Raw genomic sequence first — 20,999 nt, forward strand, 5'->3', positions numbered from 1 at the left:
CAACGCGGACATTCAGATACCCAGCGTTATCGTTGACGTTCATCGCGAGCAGGCTCGCTCCTACAGAGGGCAGACGCACAGCAATCGAGCCATGAGCACAGCCTCGTCAGGCCGTTTTGCAGGTGTTGCAGGCCCCCGACGAGTGGTCGTAACAGGGGAGTGGACGTCTCCGTGCTTTAAAAGGTTCCCATCTGAAGCAGCATTTGGCCACCCCTAATGTGCTCAACGGTTCGGTTCTTCGATCAACTTGGGCTATAATCTGCGCCCTTTTTTGAATCACCTGCCAGGCGATTTCCCATGACCAAACAGGCCGCCGAAGTCGCGAAACGCCGCACTTTCGCCATTATTTCCCACCCAGACGCCGGTAAAACCACCATCACCGAAAAGCTCTTGCTGATGGGCAAGGCGATTGCGGTAGCCGGTACGGTGAAGTCCCGTAAATCCGATCGCCATGCCACTTCCGACTGGATGGAGATGGAAAAGCAGCGGGGTATCTCGATTACCACGTCGGTCATGCAGTTCCCGTATCGCGAGCACATGATCAACCTGCTCGACACTCCGGGCCACGAAGACTTCTCCGAAGACACCTACCGCACCCTGACTGCGGTGGACTCGGCGTTGATGGTGCTCGACGGCGGTAAGGGCGTAGAGCCGCGTACCATTGCCCTGATGGACGTCTGCCGTCTGCGTGATACGCCGATCGTCAGCTTCATCAACAAACTCGACCGTGACATCCGCGACCCGATCGAACTGCTCGACGAAATCGAAGCCGTCCTGAAGATCAAGGCCGCGCCGATCACCTGGCCGATCGGTTGCTACCGTGATTTCAAAGGCGTGTATCACCTCGCCGACGACTACATCATTGTCTACACCGCCGGTCACGGCCATGAGCGCACCGAAACCAAGATCATCGAGAAGCTCGACTCCGATGAAGCCCGCGCGCACCTGGGCGACGAGTACGAGCGCTTCATCGAGCAGCTTGAGCTGGTGCAAGGGGCCTGCCACGAGTTCAACCAGCAGGAGTTCCTCGACGGTCAGTTGACCCCGGTGTTCTTCGGTACCGCACTGGGCAACTTCGGGGTGGATCACGTTCTCGACGCCGTGGTGGACTGGGCCCCGCGCCCGCTGGCGCGCGTCGCCAACGAACGTACCGTGGAACCGGTGGAAGAGAAGTTTTCGGGCTTCATCTTCAAGATCCAGGCGAACATGGACCCCAAACACCGCGACCGTATCGCCTTCATGCGCATCTGCTCCGGCAAGTACGAGAAAGGCATGAAGATGCGCCACGTGCGTACCGGCAAGGACGTGCGCATCGGCGATGCGCTGACGTTCTTCTCCTCCGAGCGTGAGCAACTGGAAGAAGCCTTTGCCGGCGACATCATCGGTTTGCACAACCACGGCACCATCCAGATCGGCGACACCTTCAGCGAAGGCGAAACCCTGGGTTTCACCGGCATCCCGCACTTCGCCCCGGAACTGTTCCGCCGCGTGCGCCTGAAGGACCCGCTGAAATCCAAGCAACTGCGTCAGGGCCTGCAACAACTGGCCGAAGAAGGCGCGACCCAGGTGTTCTTCCCCGAGCGCAGCAACGACATCATCCTCGGCGCCGTCGGTGTGCTGCAGTTCGATGTGGTCGCCAGCCGCCTGAAAGAGGAATACAAGGTCGAATGCTCCTATGAGCCGATCACTGTCTATTCCGCGCGCTGGGTCGATTGCAGCGACAAGAAGAAGCTCGAGGAATTCTCCAACAAGGCGGTGGAAAACCTGGCACTGGACGGCGGCGGTCACCTGACCTACCTCGCCCCGACCCGGGTCAACCTGGCACTGATGGAAGAGCGCTGGCCGGACGTGAAATTCCGTGCGACGCGTGAGCATCACTAAGCACTGAGTTGAGACACCGAAAACCCCTGTTGTTAATCAACAGGGGTTTTTTTGTTAATGCGTAAAAGTTTTATTGGAGATGACGTCAGCATTTGATTCGAACTAACTATAGGCTCTCAAGTGTTGGTAGCAAGTCATTTTCGAGAGTGCCGCTTGTCGGAACTGTCATTTCTAACAGGTTGTTATTTCAGTAGGCGATTCTTAAGCTGAGCTTTATAAAGCCTGGCAGAACGCTGGGTCTATAGAGGTGATATTGTAATGGATAAGGAAAATAAAACTACCGATGAAGATCTGAACCCAAAATTTAGTGCTCCACGTATTTTAGAGCCTAAAAATAGTGTTGTGAGTCCTGGGTTTAGGATTTATGGATTAAGTCCGATTCCGGCTGATCAGTGGAATCTGGAGGTGCTTGTCGTAGAAAATGGTGCGGATAATAAAGTACTTGATGTATTGCTGGAAACTGGCGGGCCGCTAAATGATACATGTGTGTATCAGGTGTCCCCTACACTAATAAACGCTGGAGCGAAATTTTGGTTCAGGCTAGATTATAAGCATAGTTTCGGTATTTGGAGTCCTTGGGCGAACTCTGGCGGTTTGGTGATGGGGCTCGGCAAGCCAGAAATAACAAGCCCGATCACTGGCACTACGGTAGGGCGCAGGCCCAGAATTTCAGGTAAAGGTGGGCTCATTAATGGGCCACTTACGGCCACGGTCAGGCTGTATCGAGCGGGATCCAGAGATGTTCTTGGTCTCGCTCCTGTATTGAGCAACGACGGATCATGGAACATAACTCCGACCAATGATTTACCAACTGGCGACACTGAATTGGTAGTTGATCAGTCTACTGATGGAGTAACTTATTCACCACTGTCGGATGGCGTAAAAGTTTTCGTGGCGGATAATGCTCCGGCTCCACCTCCTGTCCTTGATAAACCTTTGGAAGGCTCTTATGAGTCAAGTGAAATGAAACCTAATTTTGAAGGGAGCGGTAAACCTGATAGCACGCTGATACTGTATGAGGCGGACTCCAATAAACGTCTCGCTCAGTCCCCTATCGGCCCGGATGGACGGTTCAAATTCACAATTATAAGAGATCCCTTGCCAGCCGGAATTATCAAGGTGAGAGCGAGTCAGGTTTCAAATGGGGTGGAGTCAGGGTTTACGCCTATACGGACTTTTACTCTCTACTAGTTAATTAACACTGCAATATTGGTAGGGTGCGTCAATCCCGTTGTGAACGCAGCGGGGTTGTTGTCTCTCCATCACACTATAGGGCGAAGTCGTACCCTGTCGCGTGGTGTTATTTAGTTTGGATATAACCCTTATTCAAAACCAGTCTCGGCATCCACCGCATTCCGTCCCTTCGCCAGCGTCCTATCTGGAGAACCCGGCAGATCGGAACTAGATTTCACTCAGCGCCAGACAGGCACTTCAAGAAAGGATGGATTCGGCTATGAACAGGTTGCTACGTGTTTTATTGCTGTTGAAGGTCTTGGTCATGTTGTCCCTCGGCAGTGCGGCGGTGCTGGCCGAATGTGAGAATCACGATACGCAGGCGTCGAGCGGTCAGGCGGGGCAGGGTGAGTTGATGATTGCCGCGTCCGACTCCGAGGCGGGCGACAAGGGACAGGGTGGCAGCGAAGGCGACGATGATTCGACCACCGATGAGCCAGACTCCGATGATTCGGATGAAGGCGATAGCCAGACGTAGATTCGAGACAAAAGAAAACCCCTTCTGCCTCGACTGATGCGCAATCGGAGTGGAAGGGGTTTGGTTAACGCAAATCCCTGTGGGAGCGGGCTTGCCCGCGATGGCGGCGTGTCAGTGACAGTATCGCTGACTGACACTCCGCTATCGCTGGCAAGCCAGCTCCCACAGGTTTTTCACATCATTGTTACGCCGCGCCGTCGAGGAATTGCTCGGCGTAATGGCACGCTACCTGGCGGGTGTCGAGCTTGCGCAAGGCCGGCTCTTCGCTGCTGCAACGCTCGGTGGCGTAGGGGCAGCGCTTGTGGAAAGCGCAACCCGGCGGCGGGTTCAGCGGGTTGGGCAACTCGCCGACGATCTTGATTTTCGGCTTGGACGGATCCGGGTGGATGGTCGGAGTGGCCGACAACAATGCCTGGGTGTACGGGTGCAGGGGGCGGGCATAGATGTCGTTTTTCGGACCGATTTCCACCGGGCGACCGAGGTACATCACCATCACGTCATCGGCCACGTGTTGCACCACGGCCAGGTTGTGGGAGATGAACACGTAACCGGTGTTGAACTCTTGCTGCAGGTCCATGAACAGGTTCAGCACCTGGGCCTGGATCGACACGTCCAACGCCGAGGTCGGTTCGTCCGCCACCAGCACCTTGGGTTGCAGCATCATGGCGCGGGCCAACGCGATCCGCTGGCGCTGACCGCCGGAGAACATGTGCGGATAACGCTGGTAGTGCTCGGGACGCAAGCCCACCTGCTTCATCATCGCTTGCACTTTCTCGCGACGTTCCGCAGCGCTCAAATTCGTGTTGATCAGCAGTGGCTCAGCCAGTTGATCACCAATCTTTTGCCGCGGATTGAGCGAAGCGTACGGGCTCTGGAACACCATCTGCACGTCTTTGCGCAGTTGCTTGCGCTGGGCCTTGTCGGCACCGGCGACTTCCTGGCCGGCGATTTTCAGGGAGCCCGAAGACGGCTCTTCGATCAAGGTCAGGGCGCGGGCCAAAGTGGATTTGCCGCAACCCGACTCACCTACGACAGCGAGAGTCTTGCCGGCTTCCAGTTCGAACGACACGCCATTGAGTGCGCGTACGGTCGCGTGCCCCTTGAACAGGCCACGGGACACTTCGTAGTGACGGGTCAGGTCGCGGGCGGTAAGTACGACGGCCATTACGCCACCTCCTGGTTCAACGGATAGAAGCAGCGGGCGAGGCTGTTGCTTTTCGGGTCAAGGGTTGGACGCTGCGCGCGGCAGTTGTCCTGCACGTACGGGCAGCGTGGCGATAGCAGGCAGCCCTGCGGACGGTCGTAGCGGCCGGGAACGATGCCCGGCAGGGTCGACAGGCGCGAGGCGCCCAGGCTGTGTTCCGGAATCGCCTTGAGCAGCGCTTCGCTGTACGGGTGCGCCGGGATGTCGAACAGTTGCGGCACCTGGCCGACCTCGACGGCTTGACCGGCGTACATCACACACACACGCTGGGCGGTTTCGGCCACGACCGCGAGGTCGTGGGTGATCAGCACCAGGCCCATGTTCTGCTCTTTCTGCAACGCCAGCAGCAGGTCCATGATCTGCGCCTGAATCGTTACGTCGAGGGCAGTGGTCGGTTCGTCGGCGATCAGCAGTTTAGGTTCGCCGGCAATCGCCATGGCGATCGCGACACGCTGGCTCATGCCACCGGACAGTTGATGCGGGTAGGCGTCCATACGGCTGGCCGCGCCCGGGATTTCAACTTTTTCCAGCAGTTCGATGGCGCGTTTGCGCGCGGCCTTGCCGGACATCTTCAGGTGCAGGCGCAGCACTTCTTCGATCTGGAAACCGACGGTGTAGCTCGGGTTCAGCGCGGTCATCGGGTCCTGGAAGACCATGGACAGGTCTTTACCGACAATCTGCCGCCGCTGGCGATTGTTGAGCTTGAGCATGTCCTTGCCGTCAAAGCTGAGCGAGTCGGCGGTGACGATGCCTGGATGCTCGATCAGCCCCATCAGCGCCATCATGGTCACGGACTTGCCGGAACCGGACTCGCCAACGATGGCCAGTACTTCGCCCTTGTCCACTTTCAAGTCGAGTCCATCGACGACTGGCGTGGCGTTTTTGTCGCCGAAGCGAACGTTGAGATTCTTGATTTCTAACAGTGACATGGGAATCTCCTCAGGCGGCGTTCTTGAGTTTCGGATCCAGCGCATCGCGCAGACCGTCGCCCATCAAGTTGATTGCCAGCACGCTGAGCAAAATGGTCAAACCGGGCAGACTGACTACCCACCAGGCGCGTTCGATGTAGTCGCGGGCCGAGGCCAGCATGGTGCCCCACTCAGGGGTTGGCGGTTGTACGCCAAGGCCCAGGAAGCCCAGTGCGGCGGCATCGAGAATCGCCGAGGAGAAGCTCAGGGTCGCCTGAACGATCAGGGGTGCCATGCAGTTGGGCAGCACGGTCACGAACATCAGGCGTGGCAGGCCGGCACCGGCCAGGCGCGCGGCGGTCACGTAGTCGCGGTTCAGTTCGCCCATCACCGCGGCGCGGGTCAGACGAACGTAGGACGGCAGGGACACCACGGCAATGGCGATCACGGTGTTGATCAGGCCAGGGCCGAGGATGGCGACGATCGCCACGGCCAGCAGCAGGGATGGCAGGGCCAGCATGATGTCCATCAGACGCATGATGGTCGGGCCGACAACGCGCGGGAAGAACCCGGCGAACAGACCCAGCAGGATGCCCGGGATCAGCGACATCACCACCGACGACAAGCCGATCATCAGCGACAGGCGCGAACCGGTGATCAGGCGCGACAGCAAATCACGACCCAGTTCATCGGTACCCAGCAGGAATTGCAGTTGCCCGCCTTCGAGCCAGGATGGCGGCGTCAGCAGGAAGTCACGGAATTGCTCGCTCGGGTCATGCGGCGCGACCCACGGGGCGAAGATGGCGCAGAAAATCACCAGCAGCATGAACAGCAGGCCGGCGACAGCGCCCTTGTTCTTGGAAAACGCTTGCCAGAATTCTTTGTACGGCGACGGGTACAGCAGGCTTTGATCCACGGCGGTGGCGGCGGTGGCTACTGAGGAAGTTGAAGTGTTCATGGGTATTGACCTCAGCGCTGATGACGGATGCGTGGGTTGGCAAAGCCGTAGAGGATGTCCACTACGAAGTTGACCAGAATCACCAGGCAGGCGATTAACAGGATGCCGTTTTGTACTACCGGGTAGTCACGGGCGCCAATGGCTTCAATCAGCCATTTGCCGATGCCCGGCCAGGAGAAGATGGTTTCGGTCAGGACCGCACCGGCCAGCAGCGTGCCGACTTGCAGGCCGACCACGGTCAGCACCGGAATCAACGCGTTACGCAAGCCGTGCACGAACACCACGCGCGATGGCGACAGGCCCTTCGCTTTGGCGGTACGGATGTAATCCTCGCGCAACACTTCTAGCATCGACGAACGGGTCATCCGCGCGATGACCGCCAGCGGAATGGTGCCGAGCACGATGGCCGGCAGGATCAGGTGGTGCAGGGCATCGAAGAACGCGCTGACATCATCGGCCAGCAACGTATCGATGAGCATGAAGCCGGTGCGCGGCTCGATGTCATACAGCAGGTCGATTCGCCCGGATACCGGGGTCCAGCCCAGGGACACCGAGAAAAACATGATCAGGATCAGGCCCCACCAGAAGATCGGCATCGAGTATCCCGCCAGGGAGACACCCATCACCCCATGGTCGAACAGGGATCCTCGCTTGAGTGCCGCGATCACCCCGGCCAGAAGGCCCAGGACGCCGGCGAACAACAGCGCGGCCGCGGACAGTTCCAGGGTCGCGGGGAATAGGGAGGTGAACTCGTGCCAGACGCTTTCACGGGTACGCAGGGATTCCCCGAGATCGCCGTGAGCCAGTTTACCGATGTAATCCAGGTACTGGGCGTACAGGGGTTTGTTCAGACCAAGGCGTTCCATTGCCTGAGCATGCATCTCGGGGTCGACCCGACGTTCGCCCATCATCACTTCCACGGGGTCGCCGGGGATCATGCGAATCAACGCGAAAGTCAGCAAGGTGATGCCGAAGAACGTGGGGATCAATAACCCCAGTCGGCGGGCAATAAAACTAAACATCGTGTGGTGTACCTCATCAGCCGGTTAGGCGTGCCCGGCATGCCTGGGGTCAGGAATGCCGGGAGTTTCTTATCTACTTCACCTGGGTGGTGGCGAAGTTATTAGTGGTGAGTGGGCTAATGTGATAACCCTCTACGTTGTTGCGCATTGCAGTAAACATTCTAGTGTGCGCCATGCTGATCCATGGCTGGTCCTGGTTAAAAATAACCTGAGCCTGTTCGTAGAGCGCCGCCCGTTCGGCCGGGTCGGTTTTTTCCCGGGCCTGGTCGATCAGGGCCTGGAATTTGTCGTTGCACCAGCGTGCGTAGTTTTCGCCGTTCTTGGCGGCTTCGCAACTGAGCATAGGCGTCAGGAAGTTATCCGGGTCGCCGTTATCGCCCGCCCATCCGGCGGATACCATATCGTGCTCGCCGTTTTTCGCCCGTTTGAGCATTTCGCCCCATTCCATCACGCGAATGTCGATCTTGATCCCGACCTTGGCCAGGTCGGCCTGCATCATCTGCGCGCCGAGCATTGGGTTAGGGTTGGTCGGGCCGCCGCCGTTGCGGGTGAACAGGGTGAACGTGGTGCCTTCCGGTACACCGGCTTCCTTGAGCAGGGCGCGAGCCTTGTCCAGATCGCGAGCCGGGTTCTTCAGGCTGTGGTTGTAACCCAGCAGAGTATCCGGGTAAGGGTTGACCCCGACGGTCGCGTTGCCCTTGCCGAACAGTGCGTTGACGTAGGCTTCCTTGTCGAAGGCGATATCGATGGCTTTACGCACCCGCACGTCGCTCATGTACTTGTGCGTGGTGTTCATGGCGATGTACGAAACGGTCATGGCGTTCAGTTCATCGACACTCAGCTTGGCGTCTTTCTTGATGCTCGGGATGTCATCCGGCTTCGGATACAGCGCCACCTGGCACTCGTTGGCCTTGAGTTTTTGCAGGCGCACGTTGTTATCGGTGGCGATGGCCAAGATCAACGATTCAGCCGGTGGTTTGCCACGGAAGTAGTCCGGGTTGGCCTTGAAGCGAACCTGGGCGTCCTTGTTGTAACGCTGGAAGACGAACGGGCCGGTGCCGATCGGCTTGTTGTTCAGATCGCCGGTCTTGTTGGCCTTGAGCAGCTGGTCGGCGTACTCGGCGGAGTAGATCGAGGAGAACGCCATGGCGATGTCGGCCAGGAACGGCGCTTCGCGGCGGGTCAGGGTGAACTTGACCGTGTTGTCGTCGACTTTCTCGACGCTTTTGAGCAGCTCTTTGAAACCCATGCTTTCAAAGTACGGGAAGCCCACGCTCGACAGTTTGTGCCATGGGTGGTTCGGGTCCAGCTGGCGCTGGAAGCTCCAGACCACGTCGTCGGCATTCATGTCGCGGGTCGGCTTGAAGTATTCGGTGGTGTGAAACTTGACGCCTTTACGCAGGTGGAAGGTGTAGCTCAGGCCATCGTCGCTGATGTCCCAGGATTCGGCCAGCGCCGGAATCACCTCAGTGGTGCCGGGCTTGAAGTCCGCCAGTCGATTGAAGATGGTTTCGGCCACCGCATCGGCTGTGACTGCAGTTGTGTACTGGACCATGTCGAAGCCTTCCGGACTGGCTTCGGTGCAGACGACCAGCGGTTTGGCCGATACGCCCACCGCGACACTCAGCAACGCGGCCGCGATGGCCGCACGTAGGGGAAGCATTTTCATCAAGAACCCTCTGCAATCGGTTAGAAGGACAAAGCCGAACGGCCGATTCATCGCTGAATCAGCCGTTCGACCGGTGCATTACAGAATGTTGAACGGAACAGTGGTCACGAGACGGAACTCGTTGATGCTGCCGTCAGCCTGGTTTTCACTGGCGCGGTGAGCGGTGTAGGTCGCGCGAACAGTCGTGGCCTTGAGCGGGCCGCTCTGAATCGCGTAGGAGCCACCGATGCCGTATTCGTAATGGGTTTCGCCATCTTGCGACTGGATGCCGTCGTAGCCTTTGCCGGCCACGCCGCCGTTACCGGTGTAGTGCGTGCCGTCGATACCCCAGCCGCGAGCCTGGTAGATGTTGAACTTCAGGCCTGGTACGCCGTATTCAGCCATGTTCAGACCGTAGGCAATCTGGAACGATTTCTCGTTCGGGCCGTTGAAGTCCGACAGCAGGGAGTTGGCCAGGTAGATACCGTTGGTTTCGTGCAGGTAGTCGAAGTACTCGTTACCGTTCACTTCCTGGTACGAGAAGGTCAGGCTGTGAGCCTGATGGGTCAGGCCAAGCGACAGCGAGTAGGTGTCGTTGTCGATGTCGCCGATCAGGGCCTTACCGGTATCCTTGGTTTTGTAGTAGTTCAGGCCGGTGGTCAGGCTCAGTACCTGGCTATCGCCCAGTACGTGAGAGGCGCCGAAGTAGTACTGGTTCCAGATGTCTTCAGCCTGGGTCGCCCAGAGGCTGGTGGTCAGGCTGGCGAACGGGTTGTAGGTGATGCCGCCGGTGTAAATGTGGTCGGTTTCGACGATGCCATTGGCGTATTCGGTGCGGAATTTACGCTGGCTTTCTTCGGTACGCGGAGAGTTGCGATCGAAGGTGGCCAGGTCGAATGTCAGGTTGTTCAGCTCTTCGCTGTGGATCGCCACACCTTCGAAGCTCGAAGGCAGCGCACGGTTACCGATCACGTCGACCATCGGGCTGCTGAAGTTCATGCGACCGGCGGTCAGGGTGGTGTTGGAAACACGCGCCTTGACGTTGGCCAGGCCCAGTTTGCTCCACTGGCCAACAGCGTCGCCGCCTTCTTCGGTCAGGGTACGGTTGTTGCCTGCGCCTGGACGAGTGCCCGGTGCGCCGCCGTTGTTGGAAGCCAGGTCCTTGCGGTCGCGATCCAGGGCGATGGCGTTGTAGGCCGCCACTTCAGTGCTGAAACCGATAGCGCCTTCGGTGAAGCCTGAGTTGTACTTGACGATCGTGCCCTGAACCCAGTTGATGCGACGGTCGGTTTCGGTCGAGACGCCGTCTTTCTTGTAGGCGAATTTGCCACCCCGTTTCAGTTGTTCGTTGGCGTACCAGTTACGGGTAGTGCCGCTGATCGACTGGCCTTCGAGAAAGCCGGTGGCTTCGCTTTGGGCGCTTTTTTCGTTCACGGTAACCGGAGTGAACGCCTGGCTCTGGGTTTCAGCGTAAGCCGTGGCGGTTACGCTGCTGATGGCCAACGCCAGTATTGCGGTGCTGCTCAGTTTCATGGGTGAAGCTCCTTACTTTCTTTTATTAATGCCGGTCTTTTTTGGTGATCCGGCTATTTGCTTTGGAACTCATTTACACATCGCAAACGTTTGCTGTACGCCGGATTGGCGAATTGCGGCAATACGCTTGCGTGAGGGTGCAATGCACCCCCAGCGTTTCAGCTACACGGTTTTATTTATCGATACTGACACCCGAGAACACGTTGCGACCGAAAGGGCTGACCTTGAACCCTTCGATTTTGGCGCTCAACGGCTGGTTGACCGTCGAGTGGGCGATCGGCGTGATCGGCACCTGCTGCTTGAGGTACTGCTGCGCCTGTTTGTAGAGCACGGTGCGCTGGTCGCGGTCGGTCACGACCTTGGCCTGCTTGATCAGCTTGTCGTAAGCCGGATCGCACCACATGGAGTAGTTGTTGCCGCCAATGGCGTCGCAGCTGTACAGCGTGCCGAGCCAGTTGTCCGGATCACCGTTGTCACCGGTCCAGCCGATCAGGCTGATGTCGTGCTCGCCGTTCTTGGTGCGCTTGATGTACTCGCCCCATTCGTAGCTGACGATCTTGACCTTGAGACCGATCTTCGCCCAGTCCGCCTGGAGCATCTCGGCCATCAACTTGGCGTTGGGGTTGTACGGCCGCTGCACGGGCATGGCCCACAGAGTGATTTCGGTGCCTTCCTTTACGCCCGCAGCCTTGAGCAGTTCCCTGGCTTTTTCCGGGTTGTAGGCGGGGTCCGTGATGGTCTCGTCGTAGGACCACTGGGTCGGCGGCATGGCGTTGACCGCCAGTTGGCCGGCGCCCTGGTAAACGGCGTTGAGGATGCCTTGTTTGTTCACCGCCATGTCCAGCGCCTGGCGTACTTCAAGCTGGTCGAATGGCTTGTGGCGCACGTTGTAGGCGATGTAGCCGAGGTTGAAGCCGGGTTTTTCGATCAGTTGCAGTTTCGGATCGTTTTTCAGTGCGGTTACGTCGGCAGGACGCGGGTGCAGGGTGATCTGGCACTCGTCCGCCTTGAGTTTCTGCACACGCACCGAGGCGTCGGTGTTGATGGCGAAAATCAGGTTGTCGAGCTTCACGCGGCTCGGGTCCCAGTAGTGCTTGTTGCCGGTGTAACGGATGTTGGAGTCTTTCTGGTAACTCTTGAACACGAACGGCCCGGTGCCGATCGGCTTCTGGTTGATGTCGCTCGGCTTGCCTTCGGCCAGCAGCTTGTCGGCGTACTCGGCGGAAAGAATGGCGGCGAAACTCATGGCAATGTTCTGGATGAACGCGGCGTCCACGCTGTTGAGCGTCATGACCACGGTCAACGGCCCGGTCTTTTCGACCCTGGCAATATTCTTGTTCAGGCTCATGCCGTTGAAATACGGGAATTCGGTCGGGTAAGCCTTACGGAACGGTTGTTGCGGATCGAGCATGCGATTGAACGTGAACAGCACGTCATCGGCATTGAAGTCGCGGGTCGGGGTGAAGTATTTGGTTGTATGAAATTTCACCCCTGGGCGTAGGTGAAAGGTGTACGTGAGACCGTCCTCGGAAATATCCCAACTCGTGGCCAGGCCAGGTACGACATTGGTCGAACCCTTCTCAAACTCTGCCAGGCGGTTGTACAGCGGCTCGGCGGCGTCGTTATCGGTCGCGGTCGTGTACTGCGCCGTATCGAAACCGGCGGGACTGCCTTCTGAGCAGAACACCAGGCTGTTATTGGCGGCCTGGCTCATGGAAGTGGCGGCCAACAGGCCGGTGCCCAGCAATGCGGATAAAACCAAGGAATGGCGCATGACGCTCCCTCTTGTTCAGTGTTTTGCAATACGCCTTCGTCCGTCCACAGACGTGGAAGGCGTCATTGCTCTCAAACCATGACGTGCAGCACAAAAACCGATGACCCACGCATGGACTGGTCGGATCCCGACGGTATGAACCGTGGGTCCGGCAGTAAATGCGTAAAGTCCGAAAGACTTGTGGGAAAAGACGACGCGTCCTAGTGGTCTGCTGTAGTCAGTAGACGATCTGGATGTAGGCGATTTCCTGCTTTCTCGGTAGATCAAGCAGCGGCGACGTCAGAAACGTCGCCGCTGCCAAACCTTACTTGCTGACGCTGACGCCGTAGAAGGAGTTCAAGCCAAATGGGCTGATCTTGAAGTCCTGCACTTCGGCGCGCATGGGTTGGAACACCGTCGAGTGAGCGATAGGTGTGTAGGGAACCGCGTCTTTCAGGACGTGCTGAGCCTGCTTGTACAGCTCGGTGCGCTTGCTCTGGTCCGAAGTACGCTTGGCTTGCTTGACGATGTCGTCAAACTTCTTGTCGCACCATTTGGAGAAGTTGTTGCCCTGCAGCGAGTCGCAGCCGAACAGTACGTTGAGCCAGTTGTCCGGATCACCGTTGTCGCCGCTCCAGCCAATCAGCATCGCGCCGTTTTCGCCGCCTTTGGAACGCTTGATGTACTCGCCCCATTCGTAGCTCTGGATCTTGGCCTTGATACCGATCTTCGCCCAGTCGGATTGCAGCATTTCTGCCATCAGCTTGGCGTTCGGGTTGTACGGACGCTGTACCGGCATTGCCCACAGAACGATTTCGGTGCCTTCCTTCACACCGGCTTCCTTGAGCAGCTCCTTGGCTTTCTCAGGATTGTACGGCGCATCCTGGATAGTGGTGTCGTAGGACCACTGGGTAGGTGGCATGGCGTTGACAGCTTTTTGGCCGGCGCCCTGGTAAACGGAATCGATGATCTGCTGCTTGTTGACGGCCATGTCCAGTGCCTGACGCACTTTCAGTTGGGCCATCGGGTTCGGCTTGTCGTCACCCTTGATCTTGTCCATCACGTTGTAGGCGATGTAACCCAGGTTGAAACCGGCCTGGTCAGGCACTTTCAGGGTCTTGTCTTCTTTCAGCGCCTTCAGGTCAGCCGGACGTGGGAACAGAGTGATCTGGCACTCGCCCTTCTTCAGCTTCTGGATGCGGACCGACGGGTCGGTGGTGATGGCGAAGATCAGGTTGTCGATCTTGACGTCTTCAGGCTTCCAGTAGTCCTTGTTCCCGGTGTAGCGGATGTTGGAGTCTTTCTGGTAGCTCTTGAACACGAACGGGCCGGTGCCTACCGGCTTCTGGTTGATGTCGGCGGCCTTGCCTTCCTTGAGCAGCTGGGCAGCGTACTCGGCGGACTGGATCGAGGCGAAGCTCATGGCCATGTTCTGGATGAACGCGGCATCAACGTCCTTGAGGGTGAACTTGACGGTGTTGTCGTCGACTTTATCGATCTTGGTGATGTTGGTGTCCATCCCCATGTCGGTGAAGTACGGGAATTCGGTCGGGTACGCTTTGCGGAACGGGTCATCCTTGTTAATCATGCGATTAAAGGTGAACAGCACGTCGTCGGCGTTGAAGGTACGCGTTGGCTTGAAGTACGGGGTGGTGTGGAACTTGACGCCTTCACGCAGGTGGAAGGTGTAGGTCAGGCCGTCAGGGGAGACGTCCCAGCTGGTCGCCAGGCCAGGAATTACGGCGGTGCCGCCGCGCTCGAACTGGGTCAGGCGGTTGAACATGGTTTCGGCAGAGGCGTCGAAGTCGGTTCCGGTGGTGTATTGACCTGGATCGAAACCGGCCGGGCTCCCTTCGGAGCAGAACACCAGGTTACTCGCAGCTTGGGCGAACGGTGCGGCGGCCAAAAGGCTGGCGCCGACTAAAAACGGAATGACCGCGTGTTTAAGCATGGTGGCCTCATGATTTGTTGTCATTTTTTGATTTTGAGGACGACCTCGTGAGTCGTGCCTGCGGATACTTATGCAGGGCCCATACCCAATGCAAGATCCAGAGCGACTACAAGCCTTAAACGGTGGCACGAACGTACCTTAATGTCGCATTTGTATAAATGTTGACGCATTTGACCGTTTGCGCGGCATTTTTGCAGTGCAACTGGCGCACTTTTATGGTGCGTGCGCGGTGTGGGCTGCCCGCGGGTGGGGCGCGGTGTTACCTATGTATACCCCGTCCTGTGGGGGTGTGTAGAGGGTGAATGGGAGTGGTTATCGTTGCACCGATAATGGGTTGATGGTCATGGGTTCTACCAAGTGCAACTGATGTCGTTTTCCGGGGTTTGACTGCCCCTTCCCGGATTCAGCATAGACGCTGTTTGCAAAAAAAAGGCGATCACCGGGGTGATCGCCTTTTTTTGCACGGGGGTTATCGATTCAAGGCATCAACACTTCAATCGAACCGTCGGCCGTCATGCCGACCTGGCTGGTGCCGGCTTCAACTTCCGGCGTCACGGGGGCGCTGTCCATGCCGGCGGCTTTCATCATCATCGGGGCGCGCATGTACGGTTGCGGGTAGCCGTTGCTGTTGAGGTTCATGTTGACGATCTTGTAGCCCTTGCCACCCAGTGCGTCGGTGGCGAGTTGGGCGCGGGCCTTGAAGGCAGTCACGGCGTCCTTGAGCAAGGCGTCTTCGCTGGCCTTGCGGGTTGGCGTGGCAATCGCGAAGTCCATGCCGCCCATCTTCAGGTCGGTGAGCAGTTCGCCGGTCAGCTTCGACAGCGCGGCGAAATCCGTACTTTCCAGACGCAGCTCGGCGCGTTCACGCCAGCCGGTGATTTTCTGGCCCTTGGCGTCGTAGATCGGGTAGCTGTTGCGGCTGCCCTGGCGCAGGGTGATGTCCTTGACTTGCTTGGCCTGGGCCAACGCCTTGTTCATGGTGGTGCTGACGTCGGCGGCGAGTTTGGCCGGGTCGGTGTTTTGTTCTTCTGTATAGAGGGTCACGATCATCAGGTCGCGAGCCACTTCCTGACTGACTTCGGCGCGCAGGGAAATCTGGTTGTAATGAAGTTCGTCGGCAGCCAGGGCCGGGAGGCTGGCGAGCGTGCCGGCACTCAGGGCGAGGAGGGCGGCGCTGCGGCGGAATGTGTGCATGAAAGCTCCTTGGAGGGTGCGCAGGCAATGGTCCGGGCCTGCGTGAAACCATCAGACTCTAGCTTCAATGATCCGGTTCGCACAGTTACAACTTCTATACAGATGTATGGCATTTAACCGCGTCATGGCCAATCGCGGGCAAGCCTTGCTCCTACAGGCCCGAGGTGTGCCTGAAGCTTGTGGGCGACTCGGACCTGTAGGAGCAAGGCTTGCCCGCGATGACAATCTGACAGGTTCCAGACATGTGGCGGTTTGCCGCACTTTTGCCTGTCAGTCCTCGTGCTTGGTTATACTCCCTGCGATCCGCCTGGAGCGCTCATCAGGAGAGCTCATGCTCGCCCCCGTTCAAATCACTTCCGCCACTCGCCAGAACCTCTGGCGGCTGACATTCATCCGCACGTTGGTGCTGGCCGCACAGGCCGGTTCCGTGGGCCTGGCCTACTGGCTCGAACTGCTGCCATTGCCCTGGTTCCAACTGGCGGCGACCCTCGGCTGCTCGATGCTGTTGTGCGCGTTCACGGCGATTCGCCTGCGCACCACCTGGCCGGTCACCGAGCTCGAATACGCCGTGCAACTGGCCTGCGACCTGTTTATCCACAGCGCCTTGCTGTATTTCTCCGGCGGCTCGACCAACCCGTTCGTCTCCTATTACCTGGTACCGCTGACCATTGCGGCAGTGACCTTGCCGTGGCGCTATTCGGTGATTCTGTCGGGCATCGCGCTGACGATGTACACCCTGCTGCTGGCGCGGTTCTATCCGTTGCAGACCTTCCCGATCGCCAGGGAAAACCTGCAGGTGTACGGGATGTGGCTGAGTTTCGCCCTCGCGGCTGCGGTGATCACGTTCTTCGCGGCGCGCATGGCCGAAGAATTGCGCCGTCAGGAGGAGCTGCGGGCGATCCGCCGCGAAGAGGGCCTGCGCGATCAGCAATTACTGGCCGTGGCCACCCAGGCGGCGGGCGCCGCCCATGAACTGGGCACACCGCTGGCGACCATGAGCGTGCTGCTCAAGGAAATGCGCCAGGACCATCATGACCCGCTGTTGCAGGACGACCTGAGCGTGCTGCAGGATCAGGTCAAGCTGTGCAAGGAGACCTTGCAGCATCTGGTACGCGCCGCCGAAGCCAATCGCCGTCTGGCGGTGGAGATGCAGGACGTCACCGATTGGCTCGATGAAGCGCTCAATCGCTGGCACCTGATGCGTCCGGAAGCCAGTTATCGCTTCCAGCGCCTGGGCCAGGGCACGGTGCCGCGCATGGCGCCGCCGCCGGACCTGACCCAGGCCCTGCTGAACTTGCTGAACAACGCGGCGGATGCCTGTCCAGAAGGGCTGCAAGTGACCCTGGACTGGAATGCCGAGGACTTGACCATCAGTATCCGCGACCACGGTGCCGGTGTGCCGCTGGCTATCGCCGAACAGATCGGCAAGCCGTTTTTTACCACCAAGGGCAAAGGTTTCGGCCTGGGCCTGTTTTTGAGCAAGGCGAGCGTGACACGCGCCGGCGGCTCAGTGAAACTCTATAGTCATGAGGAAGGCGGCACGCTCACCGAGCTGCGCCTGCCCCATGGCGCCCGAGGAGACCAACATGAGTGACGATATCCAGGTTGAAGGCGAAGAACTGCCGCATTTGCTGTTGGTCGACGACGACGCGACCTTTACCCGGGTGATGGCCCGCGCCATGGCTCGCCGCGGCTTTCGCGTCAGCACCGCCGGTTCTGCCGAAGAGGGGCTGGCCCTTGCCCAGAACGATCTGCCGGACTACGCCGCGCTGGATCTGAAAATGGACGGCGATTCGGGCCTGGTGTTGCTGCCCAAGTTGCTGGAAATGGATCCGGAAATGCGCGTGGTGATCCTCACCGGTTATTCGAGCATTGCCACCGCCGTCGAAGCGATCAAGCGCGGTGCCTGCAACTACCTGTGCAAACCCGCCGACGCCGACGACGTGCTGGCCGCGCTGCTGTCCGAACACGCCGATCTCGACAGCCTGGTGCCGGAAAACCCGATGTCCGTGGACCGCTTGCAGTGGGAACACATTCAGCGTGTGCTGACCGAGCACGAAGGCAACATCTCCGCCACGGCCCGTGCCCTGGGCATGCACCGCCGCACGCTGCAGCGCAAACTGCAGAAGCGTCCCGTTCGTCGCTGAACCTGCGCTGAACGAATGCTGGCCGCTCCTCGCGACAATCCGAACCGATCATCTATGATCGGTTCGTGCCTGTACTTTTCTTTATCGAGCCTTATCCATGAATCAGAACGCTGAATACTCCGCGGTCAACGATGCTGTGCGCGGGCAGTTTTTTCGCAAAGTCTGGGCGATCATCACGCCTTACTGGCGCAGTGAGGAGAAGGTCAAGGCCTGGTCGCTGCTGATCGCGGTGATAGCCCTGTCGCTGATCAGCGTAGGGATCTCGGTGTGGTTCAACACCTGGTACAAGGATTTTTACAACGCCCTGCAACAGAAGGACGAAGCGGCATTCTGGCGGCTGATCCTGTACTTCTGCGCGATTGCAGCCGTCGCGATTGTCGGTGCGGTGTATCGGCTCTACCTGACACAAATGCTGACGATCCGCTGGCGGGCGTGGCTCACCGAGACGTATTTTTCCCGCTGGCTCACCGACAAGAATTACTACCGGCTGGAGCAGGGGGGCTACACCGATAACCCGGACCAGCGGATTTCCGAAGACCTCAACAACTTCACCTCGAACACCTTGGAACTGGGCATTGGTTTACTTCGCAACATTGTCAGCCTGGTGTCGTTCTCGATCATTCTGTGGGGCGTGTCGGGCAGTATTGAGGTATGGGGTTTCACCATTCCCGGCTACATGTTCTGGTGCGTGCTGGTGTACGCCGCGGTGGGCAGTTGGCTGACGCATTTGATCGGTCGTCGCTTGATCGGCCTGAACAACCAACAACAACGCTTCGAAGCGGACCTGCGTTTCTCCATGGTGCGGATTCGCGAAAATGCCGAAAGCATTGCGCTGTACAACGGCGAGCCGAACGAACATCGTCGCTTGAGCGGTCGCTTCGGGATGGTCTGGCATAACTTCTGGGACATCATGAAGGTGTCCAAACGCCTGACTTTCTTCACCGCCGGTTACAGTCAGGCCGCCATCATCTTTCCGTTCATCGTCGCTTCGCCGCGTTACTTGTCCGGCAAGATCGAACTTGGCGAGCTGATGCAAATCAGCTCGGCGTTCGGCAACGTCCAGGAGAGTTTCAGCTGGTTCATCACCGCGTACCAGAACCTCGCCTCATGGCGCGCCACCTGTGATCGTCTGCTGAGCTTCCGCCAGGCCATGGCCGACAACGAAGAGCGTGCTCCGGCCATCGATGTGCAGAATCAAGGTGATGCGTTGAAAGTGCACAACCTTGGCCTCGACCTGGCGGACGGTCGCCATTTGCTGACCAATGCCGACATGACCGTGGAGGAGGGCGAGCGCGTCATGCTCAGCGGCCGCTCCGGCAGTGGCAAGTCGACCCTGTTGCGAGCGATGGGGCACCTGTGGCCGTCGGGCCACGGCAGCATTCGCCTGCCGGCGGCGCGATATCTGTTCCTGCCGCAAAAGCCTTATCTGCCGATCGGCACGCTGCGTGATGCCTTGAGTTATCCACAAGCCGGCGATACCTACCTGAACGAGCGCTATGTGCACGTCCTGGAAACCTGCCGTTTGCCGCACCTGGTGCCACGCCTGGACGAAGCCAATCATTGGCAACGCATGCTGTCACCCGGTGAGCAGCAACGCCTGGCCTTTGCCCGCGCCCTGCTGTATGCGCCGCAATGGCTGTACATGGACGAAGCCACATCGGCGATGGATGAAGAGGACGAAGCGTCGCTGTACCAGGCGCTGATCGACGAGCTGCCGGGACTGAGCATCGTCAGCGTCGGCCATCGCAGCAGCCTCAAGCGCTTCCATCCTCGGCATGTTCGAATCGAGAACGGTCATCTGGTGGACCAGGCCGTGACCGCATAACACCATAAACCCTGTAGGAGCAAAGCTTGCTCGCGATGAACGATGACACGGTCTCCAGTCGGAAAAGTGTAACGGCCATCGCGAGCAAGCTTTGCTCCTACAGGGCGAAGGTGATCGTACAACTGCGTTGAGCTATGATGCGGTTTCAGCCGAATTTTTCGAGACAGATGTTCACCATGGAAAACCCGAACGACGTACCACGCCTCCCTCGCAAGCGCCGCAGCCTCGCTCAGGAGTTGGTGACGGTGCTGTCCGAACAGATTCGCGACGGTCACCTCAAGCGTGGCGACAAATTGCCCACCGAGTCGGCGATCATGGACGCCCATGGCGTCAGCCGCACCGTGGTACGCGAAGCGATTTCCCGTTTGCAGGCGGCGGGGCAGGTGGAAACCCGCCACGGCATCGGCACCTTCGTGCTCGACACGCCGAGCCCGAGCGGCTTCCGCATCGACCCGGCCACCGTGGTGACCTTGCGTGACGTGCTGGCGATTCTGGAGTTGCGTATCAGCCTGGAAGTGGAGTCCGCCGGTCTCGCTGCGCAACGCCGCAGCCCCGAGCAGTTGGGGTTGATGCGTGCAGCGCTGGATGCGTTGAATGAAAGTGTTTCCCACGCCAGCGATGCCGTGGCCTCGGACTTCCAGTTCCACCTGCAGATCGCGCTGGCCACCGGCAACCGTTACTTCACCGACATCATGACGCACCTGGGCACCAGCATTATCCCGCGCACCCGACTCAACTCCGCGCGGCTGGCCCATGATGACCAGCAGCACTACATGAATCGCCTGAGCCGTGAGCACGAAGAGATCTACGACGCCATCGCCCGCCAGGATTCCGATGCTGCGCGAGCGGCCATGCGGTTGCACCTGACGAACAGTCGTGAGCGGCTGCGCCACGCCCATGAAGAGGCCGAGGCGCAGCGGGGGTAAGTGTTCTGATCCAAGTGATTTAAAGTCTGTAAGACCGCTATCGCGAGCAGGCTCGCTCCCACAGGTGATCGCACACAGAACCTTGTGGGAGCGAGCTTGCTCGCGATTGGGGCAGAGGCCGCTACGCAGTGACTTCAGGCAGTCGTGAGAGTCGAACGATCCACCCTCACGGCCAACTCGCCAGTCCCGGGTTTGGCATTGAATGCCACCGTCCCATGCTCATCCACAACTCCCTGGGCAATCGGTACCCCACAGGCCAACAACTCCAGCGGCGCACCCTTCATTGATTCGCCAGAGGCCAGTTGCAGTTTCAATTTGATAGTCATTCTTGATCTCCT

Annotated in this window: 17 protein-coding genes; 7 read left to right on the forward strand and 10 right to left on the reverse strand. The window is 58.8% G+C overall.

Annotation, left to right across the window (positions count from 1 at the left end):
* Positions 1–297: 297 nt before the first annotated feature.
* The 3 genes from LAB08_RS03670 to LAB08_RS03680 all read left to right on the forward strand — a co-directional run bounded on the left by LAB08_RS03670 (position 298) and on the right by LAB08_RS03680 (position 3,592).
* The gene (locus tag LAB08_RS03670) at positions 298–1,881 is read left to right on the forward strand and encodes a peptide chain release factor 3 (protein WP_096513483.1); all 1,584 of its coding nucleotides are present in this window, start codon (positions 298–300) and stop codon (positions 1,879–1,881) included.
* A gap of 258 nt (positions 1,882–2,139) precedes the next feature.
* Positions 2,140–3,072, forward strand: coding sequence for a hypothetical protein (locus LAB08_RS03675; RefSeq protein WP_157755746.1), 933 nt, complete (start codon positions 2,140–2,142; stop codon positions 3,070–3,072).
* A gap of 262 nt (positions 3,073–3,334) precedes the next feature.
* The gene (locus LAB08_RS03680) at positions 3,335–3,592 is read left to right on the forward strand and encodes a hypothetical protein (protein ID WP_096513482.1); all 258 of its coding nucleotides are present in this window, start codon (positions 3,335–3,337) and stop codon (positions 3,590–3,592) included.
* A gap of 184 nt (positions 3,593–3,776) precedes the next feature.
* Here LAB08_RS03680 and LAB08_RS03685 read toward each other — a convergent pair whose 3' ends face one another.
* The 9 genes from LAB08_RS03685 to LAB08_RS03725 all read right to left on the reverse strand — a co-directional run bounded on the left by LAB08_RS03685 (position 3,777) and on the right by LAB08_RS03725 (position 15,763).
* Positions 3,777–4,757, reverse strand: coding sequence for a peptide ABC transporter ATP-binding protein (locus LAB08_RS03685; protein WP_096513481.1), 981 nt, complete (start codon positions 4,755–4,757; stop codon positions 3,777–3,779).
* Complete coding sequence (locus LAB08_RS03690; protein ID WP_096513480.1) at positions 4,757–5,725, reverse strand: ABC transporter ATP-binding protein; 969 nt, start codon at positions 5,723–5,725, stop codon at positions 4,757–4,759. The genes LAB08_RS03685 and LAB08_RS03690 overlap by 1 nt, the downstream gene beginning before the upstream one ends.
* Before the next feature lie 10 nt (positions 5,726–5,735).
* Positions 5,736–6,662 (reverse strand): ABC transporter permease subunit, encoded by a 927-nt coding sequence (locus tag LAB08_RS03695; RefSeq protein WP_096513479.1) that lies wholly within the window; start codon positions 6,660–6,662, stop codon positions 5,736–5,738.
* A gap of 11 nt (positions 6,663–6,673) precedes the next feature.
* The gene (locus LAB08_RS03700) at positions 6,674–7,684 is read right to left on the reverse strand and encodes an ABC transporter permease subunit (RefSeq protein WP_096513478.1); all 1,011 of its coding nucleotides are present in this window, start codon (positions 7,682–7,684) and stop codon (positions 6,674–6,676) included.
* Positions 7,685–7,757: 73 nt separating this feature from the next.
* On the reverse strand, positions 7,758–9,353 hold the full coding sequence (locus LAB08_RS03705; RefSeq protein ID WP_096513477.1) for an ABC transporter substrate-binding protein: 1,596 nt from the start codon (positions 9,351–9,353) through the stop codon (positions 7,758–7,760).
* A gap of 78 nt (positions 9,354–9,431) precedes the next feature.
* Positions 9,432–10,865: an OprD family porin gene (locus tag LAB08_RS03710; RefSeq protein ID WP_096513476.1), complete on the reverse strand. Its 1,434-nt coding sequence runs from the start codon at positions 10,863–10,865 to the stop codon at positions 9,432–9,434.
* Between the two features lie 172 nt (positions 10,866–11,037).
* Positions 11,038–12,639 carry an ABC transporter substrate-binding protein gene (locus LAB08_RS03715; RefSeq protein ID WP_096513475.1) on the reverse strand — a complete coding sequence of 534 codons (1,602 nt, stop codon included), beginning with the start codon at positions 12,637–12,639 and terminating at the stop codon, positions 11,038–11,040.
* A 304-nt stretch (positions 12,640–12,943) separates the two neighbouring features.
* On the reverse strand, positions 12,944–14,569 hold the full coding sequence (locus tag LAB08_RS03720) for an ABC transporter substrate-binding protein (protein ID WP_096513474.1): 1,626 nt from the start codon (positions 14,567–14,569) through the stop codon (positions 12,944–12,946).
* Positions 14,570–15,046: 477 nt separating this feature from the next.
* Positions 15,047–15,763: an SIMPL domain-containing protein gene (locus LAB08_RS03725; protein WP_096513473.1), complete on the reverse strand. Its 717-nt coding sequence runs from the start codon at positions 15,761–15,763 to the stop codon at positions 15,047–15,049.
* 331 nt (positions 15,764–16,094) lie between these two features.
* Between LAB08_RS03725 and LAB08_RS03730 the strand changes: the two genes are divergently transcribed.
* From LAB08_RS03730 to LAB08_RS03745, 4 genes are all read left to right on the forward strand, one after another.
* A complete protein-coding gene (locus tag LAB08_RS03730; RefSeq protein ID WP_096513472.1) occupies positions 16,095–17,357 on the forward strand; it encodes an ATP-binding protein in 1,263 nt (420 codons plus the stop codon).
* The gene (locus tag LAB08_RS03735) at positions 17,350–17,910 is read left to right on the forward strand and encodes a response regulator transcription factor (protein ID WP_096513471.1); all 561 of its coding nucleotides are present in this window, start codon (positions 17,350–17,352) and stop codon (positions 17,908–17,910) included. The genes LAB08_RS03730 and LAB08_RS03735 overlap by 8 nt, the downstream gene beginning before the upstream one ends.
* 97 nt (positions 17,911–18,007) lie before the next feature.
* Positions 18,008–19,735 (forward strand): ABC transporter ATP-binding protein/permease, encoded by a 1,728-nt coding sequence (locus LAB08_RS03740; protein WP_096513470.1) that lies wholly within the window; start codon positions 18,008–18,010, stop codon positions 19,733–19,735.
* Between the two features lie 176 nt (positions 19,736–19,911).
* A complete protein-coding gene (locus LAB08_RS03745; protein ID WP_177409555.1) occupies positions 19,912–20,661 on the forward strand; it encodes a FadR/GntR family transcriptional regulator in 750 nt (249 codons plus the stop codon).
* Positions 20,662–20,795: 134 nt separating this feature from the next.
* Here the strand turns inward: LAB08_RS03745 and LAB08_RS03750 are convergent, their stop codons facing one another.
* On the reverse strand, positions 20,796–20,987 hold the full coding sequence (locus LAB08_RS03750) for a hypothetical protein (RefSeq protein WP_096513469.1): 192 nt from the start codon (positions 20,985–20,987) through the stop codon (positions 20,796–20,798).
* Positions 20,988–20,999: the final 12 nt, after the last annotated feature.

This window comes from Pseudomonas izuensis, from assembly GCF_002356535.2.
Taxonomy (GTDB): Bacteria; Pseudomonadota; Gammaproteobacteria; order Pseudomonadales; family Pseudomonadaceae; genus Aquipseudomonas; species Aquipseudomonas izuensis.